Below are 19,558 nucleotides of genomic sequence, written 5' to 3'. Positions count from 1 at the left end.
TCTCTATATTCGAAATTTAGTTCTATTATACCATATTTTAAAAGAAAAAGAGCCCCTATTATTGGGACCCTTTACACTTTTTTAATGATTGAATAGCTACACTCTTAGTAGTTTGCGATATCAAATACTGTTGATTTCACACGAGTCATAGCTTCGATAGAGTATTTCACACCTTGAGTTCCGGCACCAGATCCTTTAACACCAAGGAATGGGAAGTTGTCTGTACCACGTTGTGTTTTGTTGTTAATGTGAACTGTACCAACTTCAAGTTGTTCAGCAACTGCAAATGCACGTGGGTAGTCTTGTGTGAAGACAGCACCTTGAAGTCCAAATTCAGATTCGTTAGAAATCTTGATTGCTTCTTCAACTGAAGATACACGGATGAATGGCAATACAGGACCAAATGGTTCTTCCCAAGCAAGACGCATATCAGTTGTTACATGGTCAAAGACTGCTGGGTAGATAAGGTTACCTTCACGTTTCAATTCAGTTTTAGCAGTAGCACCTTGTTCAACTGCATCATCAATCAAACCTTGAACGAAGTCAGCAGCTTTTGTATCGATAAGTGGTGTAACGCTTGCGCTTTCTTCAGGCATACCAACAGTGATATTACCTACCAAAGCAGTTACTTTTTCTACCAATTCATCTGCAACGCTATCCATTACAAGGACACGTTTGATAGCTGTACAACGTTGACCTGAATAGTCAAAGGCACCAGCAACAATGTTTTTAGCAGTCAAGTCAAGATCAGCATCTTCAAGAACGATAGCGGCATCTTTACCACCAAGTTCAAGCATGATTGGACGCATAGCTGCCAAACGACCGATATTTTCACCAACTGGTGTTGAACCTGTAAAGTTGATGAAATCAACTGCTTTGTGCTCAACAATGTAGTCACCGATAACAGAACCACGACCTGTGATAGAGTTCAAGACACCTGCAGGGATACCAGCTTCAACAAATGCTTCAACCAAAAGAAGACCTGAGATAGAACCTTGTGTTGGTGGTTTGAAGGCAACAACGTCACCAGCAATCAAGGCAGGAGCAATTTTAGAACCAGCCAAGTTTACTGGGTAGTTAAATGGAGAGATAGCAAGTACAAGACCTACTGGTTCGCGACGAACAACAGCAATTTTTTTCTTGCTACCAGCGTCAAAGGCACCACCTTCAAGTACTTCACCTTCCAAACGCAAACCTTCTTCAGCTGCATAGTGGATGATTTCAGCAGTACGAACAACTTCACCGATTGCAGATTTCAAACCTTTAGAGATTTCTTTAGAAAGAACTTGACCGATTTTTTCTGCATCACGTTCCAAGATATCTGCTGCTTTATGAAGGTAAGCTGCACGTTCAGCATATGAAAGCGCACGCCATGCTGGGAGTGCTGCTTTAGCTGCTGCGTAGACTTCGTCTACTTCAGCTTGGCTCATCGCTGGAACTGATCCAAGTTCCTCACCGTTTGCAGGTGCGTAAATAGTAATTTCGTTTTCAGATGTTTTCCACTCACCATTGACATAGTTTTTGTATTGTTTAGCCAAGATAGTAACTCCTTTTATCTATTATAAGACCTATTTTATCATTTTTTTAGAAATATTCCAAGATTTAAACGAGAATTATTCAGAAAATTTTGACAAAAAATAGTTAAAATTGTTAACCTAGGTTAGCCGTATTCTACTCCTAACTAAAGAATGAGTCAATTTTTTTGTCTCCGTTTAGATATAAAAAAAGTGAAAGCCTAAGCCTCCACTTTTTATGATTAGTCTACGTTAACGTATTCTTTTGAAAGTTCAAGAACTTCTTCCATTGTTGCACATTCAGTAAGAGCACGGTTAGCGTATTCTTCCATTTTAGCTGTGTCAAGTTTCTTCATCAAGCTACGTGTACGAAGAACAGATGTCGCTGACATTGAGAACTCATCCAAGCCCATTCCAACAAGAAGTGGAACAGCAGTTTGGTCACCGGCCATTTCACCACACATACCAGCCCATTTACCTTCAGCATGAGCCGCTTTGATAACATTGTTAATCAAACGAAGGATTGATGGGTTATACGGTTGGTAAAGGTATGAAACTTGTTCGTTCATACGGTCAGCAGCCATTGTGTATTGGATAAGGTCGTTTGTACCGATTGAGAAGAAATCAACTTCCTTAGCAAATTGGTCAGCAAGCATAGCTGCAGCTGGGATTTCAATCATGATACCTACTTCGATATCGTCTGCAACGGCAACACCTTCAGCAACCAATTTAGCTTTTTCTTCTTCAAGAATACCTTTAGCAGTACGGAACTCAGTCAACAAAGCAACCATTGGGAACATGATACGCAATTTACCGTGAACAGATGCACGAAGCAATGCACGCAATTGTGTACGGAACATTTGATTACCAGTTTCAGAGATAGAAATACGCAAAGCACGGTAACCCAAGAATGGGTTCATTTCTTTAGGAAGATCGAAGTAAGGGAGTTCTTTATCCCCACCGATATCCATTGTACGAACGACAACAGGTTTACCGTTCATACCTTCAAGAACTGCTTTGTAAGCTTCATATTGGTCATCTTCAGTTGGGAAGTCTTGAGAATCCATATACAAGAATTCTGTACGATAGAGACCAACAGCTTCTGCACCGTTATCATTTACACCTTCAACGTCTTTAGGTGTACCGATGTTAGCAGCCAATTCGAAATGTTTTCCATCAGCAGTAACTGTTTGAGCATCTTTAAGGAGAGCCCATTCAGCTTTTTGTTTAGCGTAAGCTTCACCAGCTGCTTTGAACTCAGCAATTTGCTCTTCAGTTGGGTTGATAACAACTTCACCAGTAATACCTGAAACAGCCAAAACATCACCATCTTTGACAAGTTCTGTGATGTTATTTGTTCCAAGAACGGCTGCGATTTCAAGTGTACGCGCCATGATAGCTGAGTGACTTGTACGTCCACCAATGTTAGTAACAAAGGCTTTTACGTACTTTTTGTTCAACTGAGCTGTATCAGATGGTGTCAAGTCATGAGCAACAACGATTGATTCTTCGTTGATTGTTGCTGGGTTAGGCAATTTCTTACCAAGCAAGTTAGCAAGCACACGTTTTGTAACGTCACGAATATCCGCTGCACGTTCTTGCATGTATGGGTTGTCTTCCATACCTTCAAAAATAGCGATAAACATGTCTGTTACTTCTGTCAAAGCAGCTTCAGCATTAACTTGTTTAGCACGGATAGTTTCTTTAATTTGACCAGTCATTTCTGGGTCAGCAAGAACCATCAAGTGAGCGTCAAAAACGGCTGCCGCTTCTTCACCAAGGCTTTCAACTGCTTTTTCACGGATAACAGAAAGCTCGTCTTGTGACGCCGCTAGAGCAGCATCTAGACGAGCCTCTTCTGCACTTGTATCTTCAACTGTTACAGTTTCAAATGACAAGTCCGGTTGAACAAGCAGATATGCCTTAGCAACTGCAACACCATCAGATGCTGCGATTCCTTTTAGCATTTCTGTCATATTCTTATGCCAATCCTTCTTTTGTCATTGTTTCTGCGATTGCTGCGATTGCATCATCAGCATCAGCACCTTCTGCAGAGATAGTTACGTCAGCACCTTGACCAACACCAAGGCTCATAACACCCATGATTGATTTAAGGTTAACTGCTTTACCTTTGTAGTCAAGAGTGATATCTGAAGCAAATTTGCTAGCTGTTTGAACAAGCAAAGTAGCTGGACGTGCGTGGATACCTGTTTCTGCAACAATGTGGAAATCTTTAGAAGCCATAATGGATTCTCCTTCTTAGTTTGGAATATTTGAGTTATCAATGATAACCCTTACAATTTAGAATTATAACATAGCTAATTGAGATTATCAAGGTTAAAACGTACTTTCTACAAGTTTTTCAAAAGCCTGTCTCTCATTTTACTGCTCATTTTCATTTTTTAAATCATAAGCAAATACTAGTCTCTAGTTATTTACAACATTTTCAGAAAATTTCTTTCACGGTGTTTTCAATCGTTAATTTTCATTTTCGAGCAAAAACAATCACATAATTGAAAGAATTTGATTGCTAAAGGCACTCGTTGAATAAGCTTGCTTCCCAAATGCCAAGTCAGCTGTAAAGATATCAGCTTTAAATGTCTTTTCAATAGCACTTGTAATCAGTTGAGCTGCCTCAGTCCAACCAATATAATCTAGAAGCATGCAGCCAGATAATAGAACTGAGCAAGGATTAGCCTTATCTTGATCCGCGATATCCGGAGCTGTTCCATGTGTTGCTTCAAAAATAGCATGGCCTGTTTGATAGTTAATGTTGGCTCCAGGGGAGATGCCGATACCACCAACTTGTGCAGCTAAGGCGTCACTGGCATAATCACCATTCAAGTTGGTTAAGGCAACAACATCAAATTTTTCTGGATTTAAAAGAATCTGTTGTAAAAAGTTATCCGCGATTATATCATTAATCTCTAAACGACCAGCCAGCAATTCTTCTTTATATTCTTCCTGAGCCAATTCATAACCCCATTTACGGAAGCCACCTTCTGTAAATTTTTGAATATTCCCCTTATGAACTAAGGTCACTTTTTTTAGATTGTTCTTGAGAGCATAGTCGATAGCCGAGCGAATGAGACGTTTACTTCCTTCTATTGAAATTGGCTTGATTCCGATACTACTTGATTCTGGGAAGCGAATTTTACTAACATTCATTTCTGTCTGGAGAAACTCAATCACGCGCTTAACATCTGTTGTTCCTGCTTCCCATTCAATTCCCGCATAAATATCTTCAGTATTTTCACGAAAAATAGTAATATTCGTTTTTTCTGGTTCCTTAAGAGGACTTGCTACTCCTTCAAAGTAACGAACCGGTCTAACACAAGCGTAGAGATCAAGTTCTTGACGTAAAGCTACATTTAAAGAACGAATCCCTCCACCTACTGGCGTCTCAAGCGGACCCTTAATAGCAACTAAACTTTCTCGAATAGTCTCCAATGTTTTTTTCGGCAACCATTCTCCTGTTTTATCATAAGCCTTCTTACCAGCTAGGAGCTCTTGCCACTCAATATGACGCTTTCCTTCATAGGCTACTTCTACTGCTTTATCAAAGATTGCTTGGGCATTCTTCCAGATATCATGTCCAACACCATCCCCTTCAATAAAAGGGATAATTGGACTATCAGAAACTTGAAGCTGTCCATTTGTCATTACGATTTTTTCTGCCATATAGCTTTCCTCCCTAGCGTTTTTCTAAAGGAATATAGGTCATATTTTCTTGTCCAATATACTGTGAGCGAGGACGAATCAATTTGTTATTTTTTTGCTGCTCTTGAATATGAGCAATCCAGCCGGCAACACGACTCATTGCAAAGATAAGTGTGAAGATATCGCTGTCAATTCCTAGAGTATGGTATACGGTGGCTGAATAGAAGTCTACATTGGGAATTAATCCCTTCTTATCTTTCATGAACTCTTCAATTTCTTGAGACATATTAAAGAATTCTTCATTCTCGGTACCCTCTGTCAACTTTTTAGCCATATCTCTTAAGAAAATTTCACGAGGATCCTGTTTCTTGTATACACGGTGCCCAAATCCCATGATTTTCTCTTTAGAGTCAAGTTTTTCCTGCAAGTAAGCATAAACATCACCTGATTCGCGGATTTCTTTAAGCATATCAAAGACGCGTTCATTAGCCCCACCATGCAGGGGGCCTTTTAGAGCACCAATAGCTGTTGTAACACAAGAATAAATATCTGTCAGAGTCGAAGCACAAACACGCGCTGCAAAAGTTGAAGCATTCAACTCATGATCAGCATGTAGAATTAAGGCCTTATTCATAGCCTCAACTTCAATTTCAGAAGGTTCAACACCATTCAGCATGTAAAGAAAATTAGCAGCAAAACCTAAATCTTCTCTTGGTTTGAGGGGCATTTTACCAGTGCGTAAGCGTGCAAAAGTCGTAATAATTGTTGGCAATTTAGCCATCAATTCAATACTTTGCTGATAAACGGCTTCCATGGATCTCTCCTCAGCATCCACATTGTATACCCCAAGAAGTGAAACTGTTGAACGTAAAACACTCATTGGGTGCAAATGTGGACGGGATTGGATAAGAATGCATTGTTCTACAGCATCTGAAATGTCATAGTTCTTACGCAACTCAGCTTCAAAATACTTGAGTTCCATTTGCGTAGGAAGATGACCATTCCATAAGAGATAAATCACTTCCTCAAAAGACGCTTTATTTTCCATAAACTCGGAAATATCATATCCTGCATAGGATAAATGGTCATCAATAATAGATGAAATCCTAGTATTACAGGCAATCATATCCTTAAGTCCATTAATTTCAACTGTTGTCATATTAGGCTCCCTTCAATTTTTTTCTTACAACCATTGGTAAGATACCACCATTTTTATAGTAGCGAATATCAGCATCTGCATCGAAGCGTACCAAGGCTTTAAAGGTTTTGGTTTGTTCAGGTGTTGAAGCTGTAACAGTGATAACATCATGGACACCTGGATTTTCTGAAAGATCAAAGCTAAAGGTCTCATGTCCTGTCAATCCAAGACTTTCAGCATTTTCCCCTTCCATAAATTGTACTGGTAAAATTCCCATCATAACTAGATTTGAACGGTGAATACGCTCAAAACTCTCAGCAAGCACTACTTTTACCCCAAGGAGATTTGCACCTTTAGCAGCCCAGTCACGACTAGAGCCCATACCATAATCCTTACCAGCAATTACAAGCGTATCTTGATTAGCTTCTTTATATTTCATAGCAGCATCATATATAGGTAGAATATCACCATCATATTTAGTATATCCACCAATTTTTCCATCTGCTAACTCATTCTTTATACGAATATTAGCAAAAGTTCCTCGCATCATGACTTCGTGATTTCCACGACGGCTACCATAAGAATTAAATTCTTGATAATCAACACCATTCTCAGTCAAATAACGAGCTGCTGGACTATTTCTGGCAATATTACCCGCTGGAGAAATATGGTCTGTTGTAACCGTATCTCCAAATTTAGCCAAAACCTTCAAATCATTCAATGGTTTAATACTCAAATCATCTCCTAAAGCATCAAAGTAAGGTGGGTTTTGAATATAGGTAGAGTTTTGATTCCATTTATAATTTTGACTTTGTTCAGTAGGAATGGCATTCCACTTCTCGCTATCAGAAAAGACACTGGCATATTCATCTTGGAAGAGTTGACGGGTGACGTATTTATCAACATAAGTCTCAATGTCATCACGAGATGGCATAATCTCCTCTAAATAAACAGCTTGACCATTGTCGTCAAAGCCTAGAGGCTCAGTTGTCAAATCAATATTTGTGTTACCAGCCAAGGCATAAGCAACAACCAATGGTGGACTAGCCAAGAAATTCGCTTTAACAAGTGGATTAATACGCCCTTCAAAATTACGATTTCCTGACAACACAGCACTCGCTAGGAGATCATTGTCTACAATAGCCTTAGCCACTTCAGGACGTAAATCTCCTGAGTTACCAATACAAGTTGTGCAACCATAACCTACCAAGTTAAAGCCAAGCTTATCTAGATAGGTTTGCAAGCCTGAAGCTTTGAGATAACCAGTAACAACCTTAGAACCCGGTGCCAAAGATGTCTTCACCGTTGGAGATACTTTTAATCCTTTCTCAACCGCTTTTTTGGCTAAAAGACCGGCTGCCATAAGAACGTACGGATTAGAGGTATTGGTACATGATGTGATTGCTGCAATGGCAACATGACCCGTTTGAATTGTTTCTGAATGATCCTCAAAATCAACTTTTGCAGTTTTTGCTAACTCTTCATTATTCAAACCGAAACCACGGACACCTGCTTCACGTACCACTGCATCTTGAAATTCTTGCTTAGCATCAGATAATAGAATCAAATCTTGTGGACGTTTAGGACCTGAGATAGAAGGTTTAATAGATGACAAATCGACTTCAACAATCTTAGTATACTTGGCTTCTTTACTTGGATCATAGAAAAGATGATTGGCTTTTGTATAGGCTTCAGTGACTTGGATATGTTCCTCATCACGATTAGTTAAACGCATGTAGTTAAGAGTCTCGTCATCAATAGGAAAATAACCACAAGTCGCACCATATTCCGGTGCCATATTAGCGACAGTAGCACGGTCAGCTAGAGATAAACTCTTCAAGCCAGGTCCAAAATACTCAACAAATTTACCAACCACATTTTCAGAACGAAGCACCTGAGTAATCTTGAGAGCCAAATCTGTTGCTGTGGCAGTTTTAGGCAGCTCTCCTGTCAGATGTACACCAATAACCTCTGGAATTGGGAAATAAGACGCTTCACCTAGCATAGCTGCTTCAGCTTCAATTCCACCAACACCCCAACCAAGAACGCCAATACCATTAATCATAGTCGTGTGACTATCTGTACCAAACATAGAGTCAGGATATAGGAGCCCATCATTTTCAATAATGACATCACTCAAAAATTCAATATTAACCTGATGAATAATACCTGTTGCTGGTGGAACAGCACGGTAATTTTCAAAAGACTGTTCGGCCCACTTAAGAAACTCATAGCGCTCGTTATTACGTTTAAACTCTAGATTGATATTATCTTCAAGAGCAGTATCACATCCATATGAATCAACTTGGACAGAGTGATCGATGACCAAATCTACTGGAATCTCGGGATTAATAAATTCGGCTTTACCACCATTAGCCACTATAGCATCACGCATGGAAGCTAAATCAACAACAACAGGAACCCCTGTAAAATCCTGTAAGATAACACGACTTGGTTTAAAAGGTACTTCAGAAACTGTTGGAAAATTCGGAAATTTTATTAGATTAGAAATGTGAGATTCCTTAACATCGACACCATCTTTTTTTCGAAGGAGACTTTCAAGTAGTATTCGAATGCTATAAGGTAGTTCTCCGACCTTAACATCATGAGATTTTGCTGCTTTTTCGAGATCATAGAAAGAGAATGTTTTACCATTTACAGTTAGATTTGAACAGTATTCTTGCATACTTGAACCTCCATTAGTTAAAAATTTTCTTTATTCTACACTGTTATTTTTGAAAAAACAAATAGAATCGGCATTTTGATGTTACATTATATAACATTTATGGTGAGATGTTTCTTTTTTAGCCATTTTCATAAACAAATTCTATTTAATTTAGAGAACTTAAAAAAGCCTTTGAAACACAAGATATAGGGTTGTGTTTCAATACTAAACACAAAATATTGTATTTCCTTAAGATATTTAGCTTGATTTTTCCCAATATTTTGGGTATTCTATTAGAGTTAAAAAAGTGGCTCTCTTGGCCACTTAAAATCTTTTTACAAAGGAGTATTTGCAATGGCAAAGATTACATTGTTTTCTAAAAACAACTGCATGCAGTGTAAAATGACTAAAAAATTCTTGGAAAAGGAAGGTGCTGATTTCGAAGAAATCAACATTGATGAACAACCAGAGAAAATCGATTACGTAAAAAGTCTTGGTTTCACTGCTGCTCCAGTTATTGAAGCAGGCGATATCGTCTTTTCAGGTTTTCAACCGACTAAACTTAAAGAAATCCTTTAATTATCAAGTTTTTAAATAGAAAGGAACTTGTCTGCTTAGTATAATGTTTTAACCTTAATATACTATTAAACTAAGTAAGCCTGGTATCTGTATTATGTCTTTAAAAAATCTTGGCGATGTCTCATACTTCCGCCTCAACAACGAAATTAACCGTCCTGTTAACGGTCAAATTCCTTTGCATAAGGACAAAGAAGCACTTCGTGCCTTCTTCCTTGAAAACGTTAAGCCAAATTCAATGGCATTCAACAGCATCACAGATAAAATTAATTATTTGATTGAGAACGATTATATCGAGTCTGAATTCATCGGTAAATACGAACCTGCTTTCATCGAAAAGTTGTCTGCAGAAATTCATTCTCAAAAATTCCGCTTCCAATCTTTCATGGCAGCCTACAAGTTCTACCAACAATATGCCCTCAAAACAAACGATGGCGAGTCTTACCTCGAAAGTATTGAAGATCGCGTTCTTTTCAACGCCCTTTACTTTGCTGATGGTGATGAAAACCTAGCTAGCGACCTAGCTAACGAAATGATTCACCAACGTTACCAGCCTGCTACTCCTTCATTTCTAAATGCTGGACGTAGCCGTCGTGGTGAACTCGTGTCATGTTTCCTTATTCAAGTAACGGATGACATGAATTCTATCGGACGTTCTATCAACTCGGCCCTCCAGTTATCACGTATTGGTGGTGGGGTAGGTATTAGCCTATCTAACCTACGTGAAGCTGGTGCTCCTATCAAAGGTTATGCTGGGGCAGCCTCTGGTGTCGTACCTGTTATGAAGCTTTTCGAAGATAGCTTCTCTTACTCAAACCAACTTGGCCAACGTCAAGGTGCTGGTGTTGTTTACCTGGATGTTTTCCACCCAGATATCCTTGCCTTCCTTTCTACTAAGAAAGAGAATGCTGATGAAAAGGTGCGTGTTAAGACACTGTCACTTGGTGTTACAGTTCCAGATAAATTCTACGAGTTGGCACGTAATAATGAAGATATGTACCTCTTCAGCCCATACTCAGTCGAAAAAGAGTATGGTAAACCATATAACTACATTGATATTACAGCTATGTATGATGAGTTGGTTGCCAATCCCAATATTACAAAAACCAAGATTAATGCACGTGAGCTAGAAACTGAAATTTCTAAACTCCAACAAGAATCAGGTTATCCATATATTGTCAATGTTGATACAGCCAATCGACACAACCCAATTGATGGTAAGATTGTCATGTCCAACCTCTGTTCTGAAATTCTCCAAGTTCAAACACCAAGTGAACTTAACGATGCACAAGAGTTTGTCAAACTCGGTACAGATATTTCATGTAACCTTGGATCAACTAATATCCTTAACATGATGACATCTCCTGACTTCGGACGTTCGATTAAGGCTATGACACGTGCACTTACCTTTGTTACAGATAGTTCAAGTATTGATGCTGTACCATCCATCAAAAATGGTAACCAACAAGCTCATACCTTTGGTTTAGGAGCTATGGGGCTTCACTCTTACCTTGCTAAACACCATATCGAGTATGGTAGCCCCGAATCTGTTGAATTCACTAATATCTACTTCATGCTTATGAACTACTGGACTTTGGTTGAATCTAACAATATTGCCCGCGAACGTCAAGAAACCTTTGTCGGTTTTGAAAAATCAAAATATGCTGATGGTTCTTACTTTGATAAATACGTTACAGGCCAATACGTTCCTAAATCAGACCGTATCAAAGAACTTTTCGATGGTCACTTCATCCCACAAGCCAAAGATTGGGAAGAACTACGTGAACTCGTTAAGAAAGATGGACTCTACCATCAAAACCGTTTGGCTGTTGCACCAAATGGCTCAATCTCTTATATTAATGACTGTTCTGCTTCTATCCATCCAATCACACAACGTATTGAAGAACGTCAAGAAAAGAAAATTGGAAAAATTTACTATCCGGCCAACGGTCTTTCAACAGACACAATTCCTTTCTACACTTCAGCCTACGACATGGATATGCGTAAAGTTATCGACGTCTATGCCGCTGCGACTGAACACGTTGATCAAGGTTTGTCATTAACCCTATTCTTACGTAGTGAGTTACCAAAAGAAATTTACGAATGGAAAACAGAAAATAAACAAACAACTCGTGACCTTTCTATCCTTCGTAACTACGCCTTTAACAAAGGAATTAAATCAATCTACTACATCCGTACTTATACAGATGATGGGGAAGAGGTTGGTTCTAACCAATGTGAAAGCTGTGTCATTTAAGATAGTGATTTAACGATAGCAACTTCACTACTCTTATTTACAAAATGCATTAAAAGGTCGGTTCGCCGACTTTTTTAATAGATCAACTCAAAAAACTATATCATGATTTTGAATTATGATAAAATAGTAACGATATCAATAAAGAAAGAGGTTTCTAATGGAAACTTACTACAAAGCCATTAACTGGAATGAAATCGAAGATGCGATTGATAAATCTACCTGGGAAAAATTGACCGAGCAATTTTGGCTAGATACACGTATCCCACTTTCAAATGACCTTGATGACTGGCGTAAACTTTCCGCTGAAGAAAAAGATTTGGTTGGAAAAGTTTTCGGTGGTTTAACATTGCTAGATACCATGCAATCTCAAACGGGTGTTGAAGCCATTCGTGCAGACGTCCGTACACCTCATGAAGAAGCTGTATTGAACAACATTCAGTTCATGGAGTCTGTTCACGCCAAATCTTACTCTTCAATCTTCTCAACTTTGAATACTAAATCTGAAATTGAAGAAATTTTCGAGTGGACTAACAGTAACGAATACCTCCAAACCAAGGCGAAAATCATTAACGATATCTATGAAAATGGAACGCCTCTTCAGAAAAAGGTTGCTTCAACATATCTTGAAACTTTCCTTTTCTATTCAGGGTTCTTCACTCCACTCTATTATCTTGGTAATAACAAGCTAGCTAACGTCGCTGAAATTATCAAGCTCATTATCCGTGACGAATCTGTTCACGGAACCTATATTGGCTATAAATTCCAACTTGGATTTAACGAATTGCCTGAAGAAGAGCAAGAAAGTTTCCGTGAATGGATGTATGATCTCCTCTATCAATTGTATGAAAATGAAGAACTCTACACTAAATCTCTTTATGACGGTGTTGGATGGACTGAGGAAGTTATGACTTTCCTTCGTTACAACGCCAACAAGGCTCTTATGAACCTGGGACAAGATCCACTCTTCCCAGATAGTGCGAACGATGTTAACCCAATCGTTATGAATGGTATTTCTACAGGAACATCTAACCACGACTTCTTCTCTCAAGTTGGTAATGGTTACCTTCTAGGAACTGTCGAAGCCATGCAAGACGATGATTATAACTACGGACTATAAGAAAAAACTAGCTGAGCTAGTTTTTTTATTGTGTTCTATACTATATTCGAAAAACAAATAGAAAAAGAGTTCAAATTGAACTCTTTTTGTTTTATTTTGCTTTTACTTCAAAACCTTCTGCTACACCTTCAGCAAAGTTTTCTTCAACAATGCTAGCACAGTGATCACAGATAGTCGCGTTGTAGCTACGTTCTTTAGTAGTTGGATCGATACGACGACAACGGTCACAGACATCACCTGTAGCACGTTCTACTGTGAATGCCACGCCTTCAAAGCTTACAGCAGATTCAGGTGCTTCTCCTTCAGCAATAGTCAATGCTGAAACAATCAAAAGTTGAGCAAGGTTAGTGTTCAAACCTTCAATAAGTTCTTTGACTTCATCATCAGGATAGATAGTCAAATGAGCTTCAAGCGATTTACCAATAACTTTTTCATTACGAGCTTCTTCCAAAGCTTTTTGAGCTTGGCCACGGAAATCCATGAAGGCATTCCATCTTTCAAGAAGTGCATCTTGACCCACAAAATCTTCTGCTTCTGGCAACTCTGACAATTGAACATAGTCTTCTGTTTCAAATTCAAGATATGACCAAATTTCTTCTGCAGTGTGAGGGAGGATTGGTGTCAATAGTTTTGTAATCTTGACAAGAATATCGTAGAAGACTGTTTGCATTTGACGACGTTCAAGTGATTCCGCACTCTCAATATAAACCACATCTTTGGCAAAATCAAGATAGAATGCAGACAACTCAACGTTAATAAAGTTAACCAAGGCTTTGTAGATAGTCAAGAACTCAAAGTTTGCATAGGCATCACGAATAGTCTTAACCAATTGGTTAAATCGAATAGTCATGTACTGATCTACAGAACGCAAGTCTTCAAAGGCTACTGCATCAGTTGTTGGATTGAAGTCAGAAGTATTGGCAATCAAGAAACGGAGTGTGTTACGAATCTTACGATAAGATTCTGATACTTGACTAAGGATATCCATTGAGATACGAACGTCATTAGTTGTATCAACACTTGTTACCCAAAGACGAAGAATTTCAGCACCAAATTGTTTCTCAACATCACTAGGAGCAATTGTGTTACCAAGCGATTTAGACATCTTCTCACCCTTACCATCAAGCGCAAAACCTTGAGACAAGAGTTGTTTATATGGTGCAACACCATTATTGGCAACAGATGTGATGAGTGATGAATTGAACCAACCACGGTATTGGTCTGAACCTTCGAGATAGAGGTCAGCTGGATAAGTTAACTCAGGACGGTTAACAACAACACCGTTCCATGATGAGCCTGAGTCAAACCATACGTCCATAATGTCAGTTTCTTTAGTAAACTCGCCGTTTGGTGAGCCAGGATGTGTAAAACCTTCTGGAAGAAGATCTTTGGCATCACGTTCCCACCAAATAACTGAACCGTGTTCTTCGAAAAGTTTAGCCACATGTTCGATAGTTTCTTCAGTCATGATTGGTGTTTTATCTTCAGCATAGAAGATTGGGAGTGGCACACCCCAAGCACGCTGACGAGAGATTACCCAGTCACCACGGTCACGAATCATGTTGTAGAGACGAACTTTACCCCACTCAGAATGGAATTTAACTTTTTCAATCTCATCCAGAATCTCTTGACGGAATTTAGAAACAGATGCAAACCATTGTGGTACTGCACGCCAGATGATTGGTTTCTTCGTACGCCAGTCGAATGGGTATGAGTGTGAGATTTCTTCTTTGGCAAGGAGTAAATCGCCGAGTTTTTCCATAACAATTGGAGCCACTTTATCGTAGAACTGACCTTCAAAATCAGGTCCAGCATTCTCCATCATGATACCACGCTCATTAACGGTTACGGCAACCTCAAGACCATTAGCAACACCTACATTATAGTCATCCTCACCAAAACCGGGAGCCGTATGGACGATACCTGTACCAGAGTCTGTTGTAACATGATCACCAAGAATTACAAGTTCATCCACTTCAGTGTCCCAAGGGTGTTCTGTAACGATTTGATTTAATTCTTCACCACGGTATGATTGAAGTACTTCCACATCTGTCCAACCGAATTTCTCAGAAAGACTATTAAGTAATTCAGAAGCAACAACAAATTTGCGGTCTTCTCCGGCAGGTTTTACGAGAACGTATTCGATATCAGCACCAACAGTCAAACCACGTGAAGCTGTTACTGTAAATGGTGTTGTTGTCCAAACTACGATATATGTATCTGTGTCTAGTACTCCTTTACCATCCTTAACCTTATTGGCATAGTAAAGTGAAGTTGAAACCAAATCATGGTACTCGATTTCGGCTTCAGCAAGCGCTGATTCTGATGACCATGACCAATAAACTGGTTTTGCACCTTGATAGATGTAACCTTTTTTAGCCATCTCACCAAAGACACGAATCTGAGCTGCTTCATAATCTGGTGTCAAAGTAACATATGGGTTATCCCAATCAGCCGAAACACCAAGACGTTTGAAATCTTCACGTTGTTTGTCAACTTGTGAAAGTGCATAATCGCGACACATCTTAAGATAGTCAGCACGATCAAGTTCTTTACGTTTCACACCTTGTTTTGCCAACACTTGTTCAATTGGAAGACCATGCGTATCCCAACCAGGAACGTAAGGAGCATAGAAACCAGACATTGATTTTGAACGCACAATGATATCCTTAGAAATTTTATTCATCGCATGACCAACGTGAATATTACCATTGGCATAAGGAGGACCATCATGAAGAGTGAAGTGAGGTTTACCTTGGTTCAACTCTTGACGACGTTGATACATCTTGGCTTCTTCCCACTCTTTTTGCCAGATTGGTTCTTTGTTAGGAAGTCCAGCTCGCATTGGAAAGGCTGTCTTACCTAGATTTAAAGTTTCTTTGAGTTTCATTATATCTCCTCTTTAATTTAATTTACTAAATAAAAAGAGCCTTCATCAAAAAGGACGAAAGCTCGTGGTACCACCTTAATTCAGAGCAAAAAGAATTTGCTCCCTCATATGTCCGTAAGGAGGACCATCCTTCTAACTTACTTATTTCAGTTAGAATGCTTGAAAATGATAACTATCCAAATAGGGAATGTAGGACTCACACCATCTCCCACTCGCTGTTAATATACTTGGTAAGTTGTATTTTTCTTATTCGCTAATATTCAATTTAAACGTTTGTGTTTCGTTTAGATTAATTTCACCTGTTGTCTCAGGTTGCAAATCAAAATCTTCATCTACTGGTGCTGAAGTTGGGAAATCTGCCACTTCGCTCTCGAAAGTGTCTGGAATACCAAACTCAACTGGAGTTGAAACAACTTCGTTTGCTTCATCAACTTCTGGACTAGAGAAATCTTCAACTTGCTTATTACTTTCAGCAACGCGACGTTGAAGTTCAGCCATTTCATCAGGAGTGAATTGACGAGTTGCATCAAATGAAGCTGCATCATTTGAATCAGGTACATGCTCATCCAAAACTTTTTCAACAACTTCTTTAAAGGCAGCATCTGAATTTTGAAGATAAATAGCTGTTGGTTGCAACAATTCACCCCATTCTGGAGCACTTGCTAAGCTAAGCTGACCTTCAACTGCAGCCAATAGGCGTTGGTGGAAGACACGACTTTGACGTTTAAGTTCTTCTGTTTCGATGGCAACACGTTTGGCTTCATCTGTTGCATCACGAAGAATTTCAGATGCCTTAGATTTAGCTTCTTCAACCAAATGAGTAGCATTGAAGTTAGCCTTATTAATTAAGTTAGCTGATTCGTCAGCCGCTGAAGCTTTAACTTTTTCTGCTGTTTCTTGAGCCAAAATAACTGATTGACTCAATGATTCTTTCATTTCATCAAAATAAGCCAATTTTTCTTCAAGCTCTTTTACACGAGCAGCAAGTTCACGATTGTCACGAACTAAATCTTCATAATCGTCTACAATAATATCAAGAAATTCATCAACTTCTTGCTCATTATATCCACGAAATTTAGTTGTAAACTGTTTATCTTTAATATCAAGTGCTGTAATAGCCATTACAGGCCTCCTTTATTTTTCATTACCATATTTAATGGTTTAAATTAAATAACTACTTTTTTCTCCGTCTTAACAGACTTTCAATAACGATTTTAGCTTTCCCGGACTTTGAAAATCCGTCTTGTTGAGCTAGTCGAAATCGACCATAACCTCTAATCGAAATCATATCACCAATAATAACTGCCTGATCAGCCTTCTCAACTTGTCTATAATTTAATTTTACTTTTCCTGAAGCAATAAGTTTTAAGGCGTTAGAACGAGATAAGTTTAATACCGTCGACAACACATTATCAAGACGCATACTGGAAAGTAAGACAAAAGTTTTTGAGTACTTTTCTTGATTTGAAATCCAATCGTCTTTACTTACTTCTTTTAGAGTAACCGAAACATTACCAATCTTAGTAATAGTCATTATCGCATAACTTGCTAAATGAGAAGCAATGTAAAATTGAACGCGTCCTTCTTCATCAAGAATAATATCTCCAAATACTTGACGATCAAGACCAAGCTGATTAAGCAGCGCTCCCAAAACTTTTGGGTGTGTCAATTTATTGAACTGTCTCGCATATAAGATTTCTAATCGTTTAATTTCAAAGTCATCTTCTTCAAGCTCGTAATATTCGGGAGCAAGTATCACTCTTCCATACTCTTCAGATTCAAGAGTTGAACTCACAAAAAATTTTAAATTGTAATAATGAGCCAACTCTTCAACAATCTGAATTTCACGAGGATTCAAGAAATCAGTTAAGTAAGGACTGTACCTCTCATCAACTAAATGACAAAATCCCCTAACCTTCTCTAGAAAAGGCCGTTCATCTAACGAGTAATGCTGTTCAATTTTTTTAATATCTGACATCAGAGTAGAATAAATCTAAGAATTCTAAGTGAAAAGTTTAGTAGAAGTACAATTACGATTATTGAAAAATCAATACCAGCAAAAGCTAAATTCAGGCGACGAAATGGTGCGAGAATCGGTTGAACAATTTGTCTAATGATTCTTCCAAGGCTAGTATCATAAGCTCCTGGAAACCAGGATAACAAAGCATAGACTACAAGAAGAATCTCTATCACGTTAACAACACGTGCCCAAATAACATAAAGTAATACAGACATCACTTAACGTCTCTTCATGTCGAAGTCGAAATTAGCTTCTTGGTTGCCGTGAGCCAAACCAATCTCTTCAATGTCAACTACGACATTAATTGGCGTAAGCAAATACATTGAAGAGCCAACTTTTTGCAAGTTGCCCGTAAGTACCTTGCTAGCACCATCAATAAAGTCAAGACAACGACGAGCTTGCGCTTCCAACATATATTGAAAATCGATTAGAACACATTCATTTTCAATCAATAGTTCTACAATTTCCTGAGCATCTTCATACTTTTTAGGATATTTAATTGCAATTGTTGTTTTAGTTGTATTCATTTGTTGTGGTCCCTGATTTGCTTGTGAACGACTCAGAGGTAAACTACGAAGGACTTGAGTTTCCTGTAAGTCTGAATTAACATGTTGGCGACGAGGAGGGACTGTTGCCTGAGAACGCTCAGGTTGACGTTGCTGACGAGGAGGTGGTGTCTGCACAGATCTCTGTGCTTTTACTGGACGTGCTTTTACTGGACGTTCTTTAGCCTCTTCTTTAGCAGCATCTTCATAATCTGTTACTTCGTCGGTATCAAAATATGAAACAATTTTATCAATTGCGTCTTTTAATGCCATAAGGTTATTCTCCGTTCTCTTTAAAGAATGCACTGCCTATTCTGACAAAGGTTGATCCATTCTGAATAGCCATGTCATAGTCTCGACTCATCCCCATGCTTAACTGATCACAAGGAACATTCTTTAGTTTTTTCTCTTGAATTGATTGTCTAAGCTCATTTGTCTCAGAAAAAATCTTATCAAGTTCTTGAGCATCTGCATCAATTGGAGCCATAGTCATTAGTCCAACTATACAAATGTTATCAAGATTTTCAATTTGTTTTAGAACAGTATCAAGTTCTTCAGCTGAAAAACCATGTTTTGATTCCTCCCCTGAAACGTTAACTTGTAGGAAGCAATTAATAGTATGGTCGGCACGCTTTTGAATTTCCTCTGCTAATTTAACAGAATCCAAAGCATGAAAATAATCAACTAAATTAATAACATCCTTTACTTTACGACGTTGCAAGGTACCAATAAGGTGCCAAGTCAAATCATAATTTTTTAAAGCTTGATACTTATCTAAGAATTTATCAACGCGATTTTCAGCAATGTGCTTAATTCCCGTTTGAACCAATTCCTCAGCGACATCACTTGAAACATATTTGGTTACGGCAATAATATTGACTTCATCACTAGAGCGATTAGCCTTTTCACATGCTTCTTTTACCGCTTGATAAACATTATTTTTATTCTCTTCTACAGTCATTATTAACGATTTTTAAAGAATGGTGGTGTCTCCAATTCATCATCATCTTCGACATCACTTGAGAATGTAGACATAGTCAATTGACTATCTAGTTGACCAGTTTCAGGACGAGAAATATTATCACGTCTCAAATCCCAATTACCAAAAGCTGACTGCTCCTGTTGAGGAGCTGCCGCTGCAGGACGAACTCCTGGTTGTGGCATTGAAGGTGTTTC

The 19,558-nt window shown here is 38.6% G+C and carries 15 protein-coding genes, 1 pseudogene and 1 other annotated feature; of the genes and pseudogenes, 3 read left to right on the top strand and 13 right to left on the bottom strand.

Features of this window, described 5'->3' with window-relative positions; all coding sequences use genetic code 11:
• Window positions 1–104 precede the first annotated feature (104 nt).
• The 6 genes from AX662_RS01730 to acnA form a co-directional block, all read right to left on the bottom strand.
• Window positions 105–1,538, bottom strand: a complete 1,434-nt coding sequence (locus tag AX662_RS01730) for an NADP-dependent glyceraldehyde-3-phosphate dehydrogenase (protein WP_060971445.1) — start codon at window positions 1,536–1,538, stop codon at window positions 105–107.
• Window positions 1,539–1,756: 218 nt separating this feature from the next.
• Window positions 1,757–3,490, bottom strand: coding sequence for a phosphoenolpyruvate--protein phosphotransferase (gene ptsP, locus AX662_RS01725; RefSeq protein ID WP_002890681.1), 1,734 nt, complete (start codon window positions 3,488–3,490; stop codon window positions 1,757–1,759).
• Between the two features lie 4 nt (window positions 3,491–3,494).
• Window positions 3,495–3,758 (bottom strand): phosphocarrier protein HPr, encoded by a 264-nt coding sequence (locus tag AX662_RS01720; RefSeq protein ID WP_002884015.1) that lies wholly within the window; start codon window positions 3,756–3,758, stop codon window positions 3,495–3,497.
• Window positions 3,759–4,019: 261 nt separating this feature from the next.
• The gene (icd, locus tag AX662_RS01715; RefSeq protein WP_060971444.1) at window positions 4,020–5,195 is read right to left on the bottom strand and encodes an NADP-dependent isocitrate dehydrogenase; all 1,176 of its coding nucleotides are present in this window, start codon (window positions 5,193–5,195) and stop codon (window positions 4,020–4,022) included.
• 13 nt (window positions 5,196–5,208) lie between these two features.
• A complete protein-coding gene (locus tag AX662_RS01710; RefSeq protein WP_060971443.1) occupies window positions 5,209–6,333 on the bottom strand; it encodes a citrate synthase in 1,125 nt (374 codons plus the stop codon).
• 1 nt (window position 6,334) lies between these two features.
• Entirely contained in the window at window positions 6,335–8,998 is a 2,664-nt protein-coding gene (acnA, locus tag AX662_RS01705) for an aconitate hydratase AcnA (RefSeq protein ID WP_060971442.1), read from the bottom strand.
• Between the two features lie 333 nt (window positions 8,999–9,331).
• Here acnA and nrdH point away from each other — a divergent pair, with 333 nt between their 5' ends.
• The 3 genes from nrdH to nrdF all read left to right on the top strand — a co-directional run bounded on the left by nrdH (window position 9,332) and on the right by nrdF (window position 12,927).
• The gene (gene nrdH, locus AX662_RS01700) at window positions 9,332–9,556 is read left to right on the top strand and encodes a glutaredoxin-like protein NrdH (RefSeq protein WP_004182714.1); all 225 of its coding nucleotides are present in this window, start codon (window positions 9,332–9,334) and stop codon (window positions 9,554–9,556) included.
• Between the two features lie 94 nt (window positions 9,557–9,650).
• Window positions 9,651–11,810, top strand: a complete 2,160-nt coding sequence (nrdE, locus tag AX662_RS01695) for a class 1b ribonucleoside-diphosphate reductase subunit alpha (RefSeq protein ID WP_002890676.1) — start codon at window positions 9,651–9,653, stop codon at window positions 11,808–11,810.
• Window positions 11,811–11,967: 157 nt separating this feature from the next.
• A complete protein-coding gene (gene nrdF, locus AX662_RS01690; RefSeq protein ID WP_014633295.1) occupies window positions 11,968–12,927 on the top strand; it encodes a class 1b ribonucleoside-diphosphate reductase subunit beta in 960 nt (319 codons plus the stop codon).
• Window positions 12,928–13,018: 91 nt separating this feature from the next.
• On the opposite strand, the gene ileS is transcribed toward nrdF, so the two are convergent.
• The 7 genes and pseudogenes from ileS to AX662_RS11105 all read right to left on the bottom strand — a co-directional run.
• Complete coding sequence (ileS, locus tag AX662_RS01685; protein ID WP_060971441.1) at window positions 13,019–15,817, bottom strand: isoleucine--tRNA ligase; 2,799 nt, start codon at window positions 15,815–15,817, stop codon at window positions 13,019–13,021.
• A gap of 47 nt (window positions 15,818–15,864) precedes the next feature.
• Window positions 15,865–16,077, bottom strand: a binding site (T-box leader).
• Entirely contained in the window at window positions 16,064–16,939 is an 876-nt protein-coding gene (locus tag AX662_RS01680; RefSeq protein ID WP_060971440.1) for a DivIVA domain-containing protein, read from the bottom strand. (Overlaps the previous feature by 14 nt.)
• Before the next feature lie 52 nt (window positions 16,940–16,991).
• A complete protein-coding gene (locus AX662_RS01675; protein ID WP_060971439.1) occupies window positions 16,992–17,795 on the bottom strand; it encodes a YlmH family RNA-binding protein in 804 nt (267 codons plus the stop codon).
• A complete protein-coding gene (locus AX662_RS01670; RefSeq protein WP_002890670.1) occupies window positions 17,795–18,052 on the bottom strand; it encodes a YggT family protein in 258 nt (85 codons plus the stop codon). The genes AX662_RS01675 and AX662_RS01670 overlap by 1 nt, the downstream gene beginning before the upstream one ends.
• A gap of 3 nt (window positions 18,053–18,055) precedes the next feature.
• The gene (locus AX662_RS01665; protein ID WP_060971438.1) at window positions 18,056–18,655 is read right to left on the bottom strand and encodes a cell division protein SepF; all 600 of its coding nucleotides are present in this window, start codon (window positions 18,653–18,655) and stop codon (window positions 18,056–18,058) included.
• A gap of 4 nt (window positions 18,656–18,659) precedes the next feature.
• The gene (locus AX662_RS01660; protein ID WP_002890668.1) at window positions 18,660–19,343 is read right to left on the bottom strand and encodes a YggS family pyridoxal phosphate-dependent enzyme; all 684 of its coding nucleotides are present in this window, start codon (window positions 19,341–19,343) and stop codon (window positions 18,660–18,662) included.
• A gap of 2 nt (window positions 19,344–19,345) precedes the next feature.
• Window positions 19,346–19,504, bottom strand: a pseudogene (locus AX662_RS11105) (cell division protein FtsZ); the annotation flags it as partial.
• Between the last annotated feature and the right edge of the window lie 54 nt (window positions 19,505–19,558).

This window comes from Streptococcus sp. CCH5-D3 (assembly GCF_001556435.1).
Classification (GTDB): domain Bacteria; phylum Bacillota; class Bacilli; order Lactobacillales; family Streptococcaceae; genus Streptococcus.
Note: the sequence above shows the minus strand (reverse complement) of the source record. Positions and strands in the feature narration are given on the sequence as shown.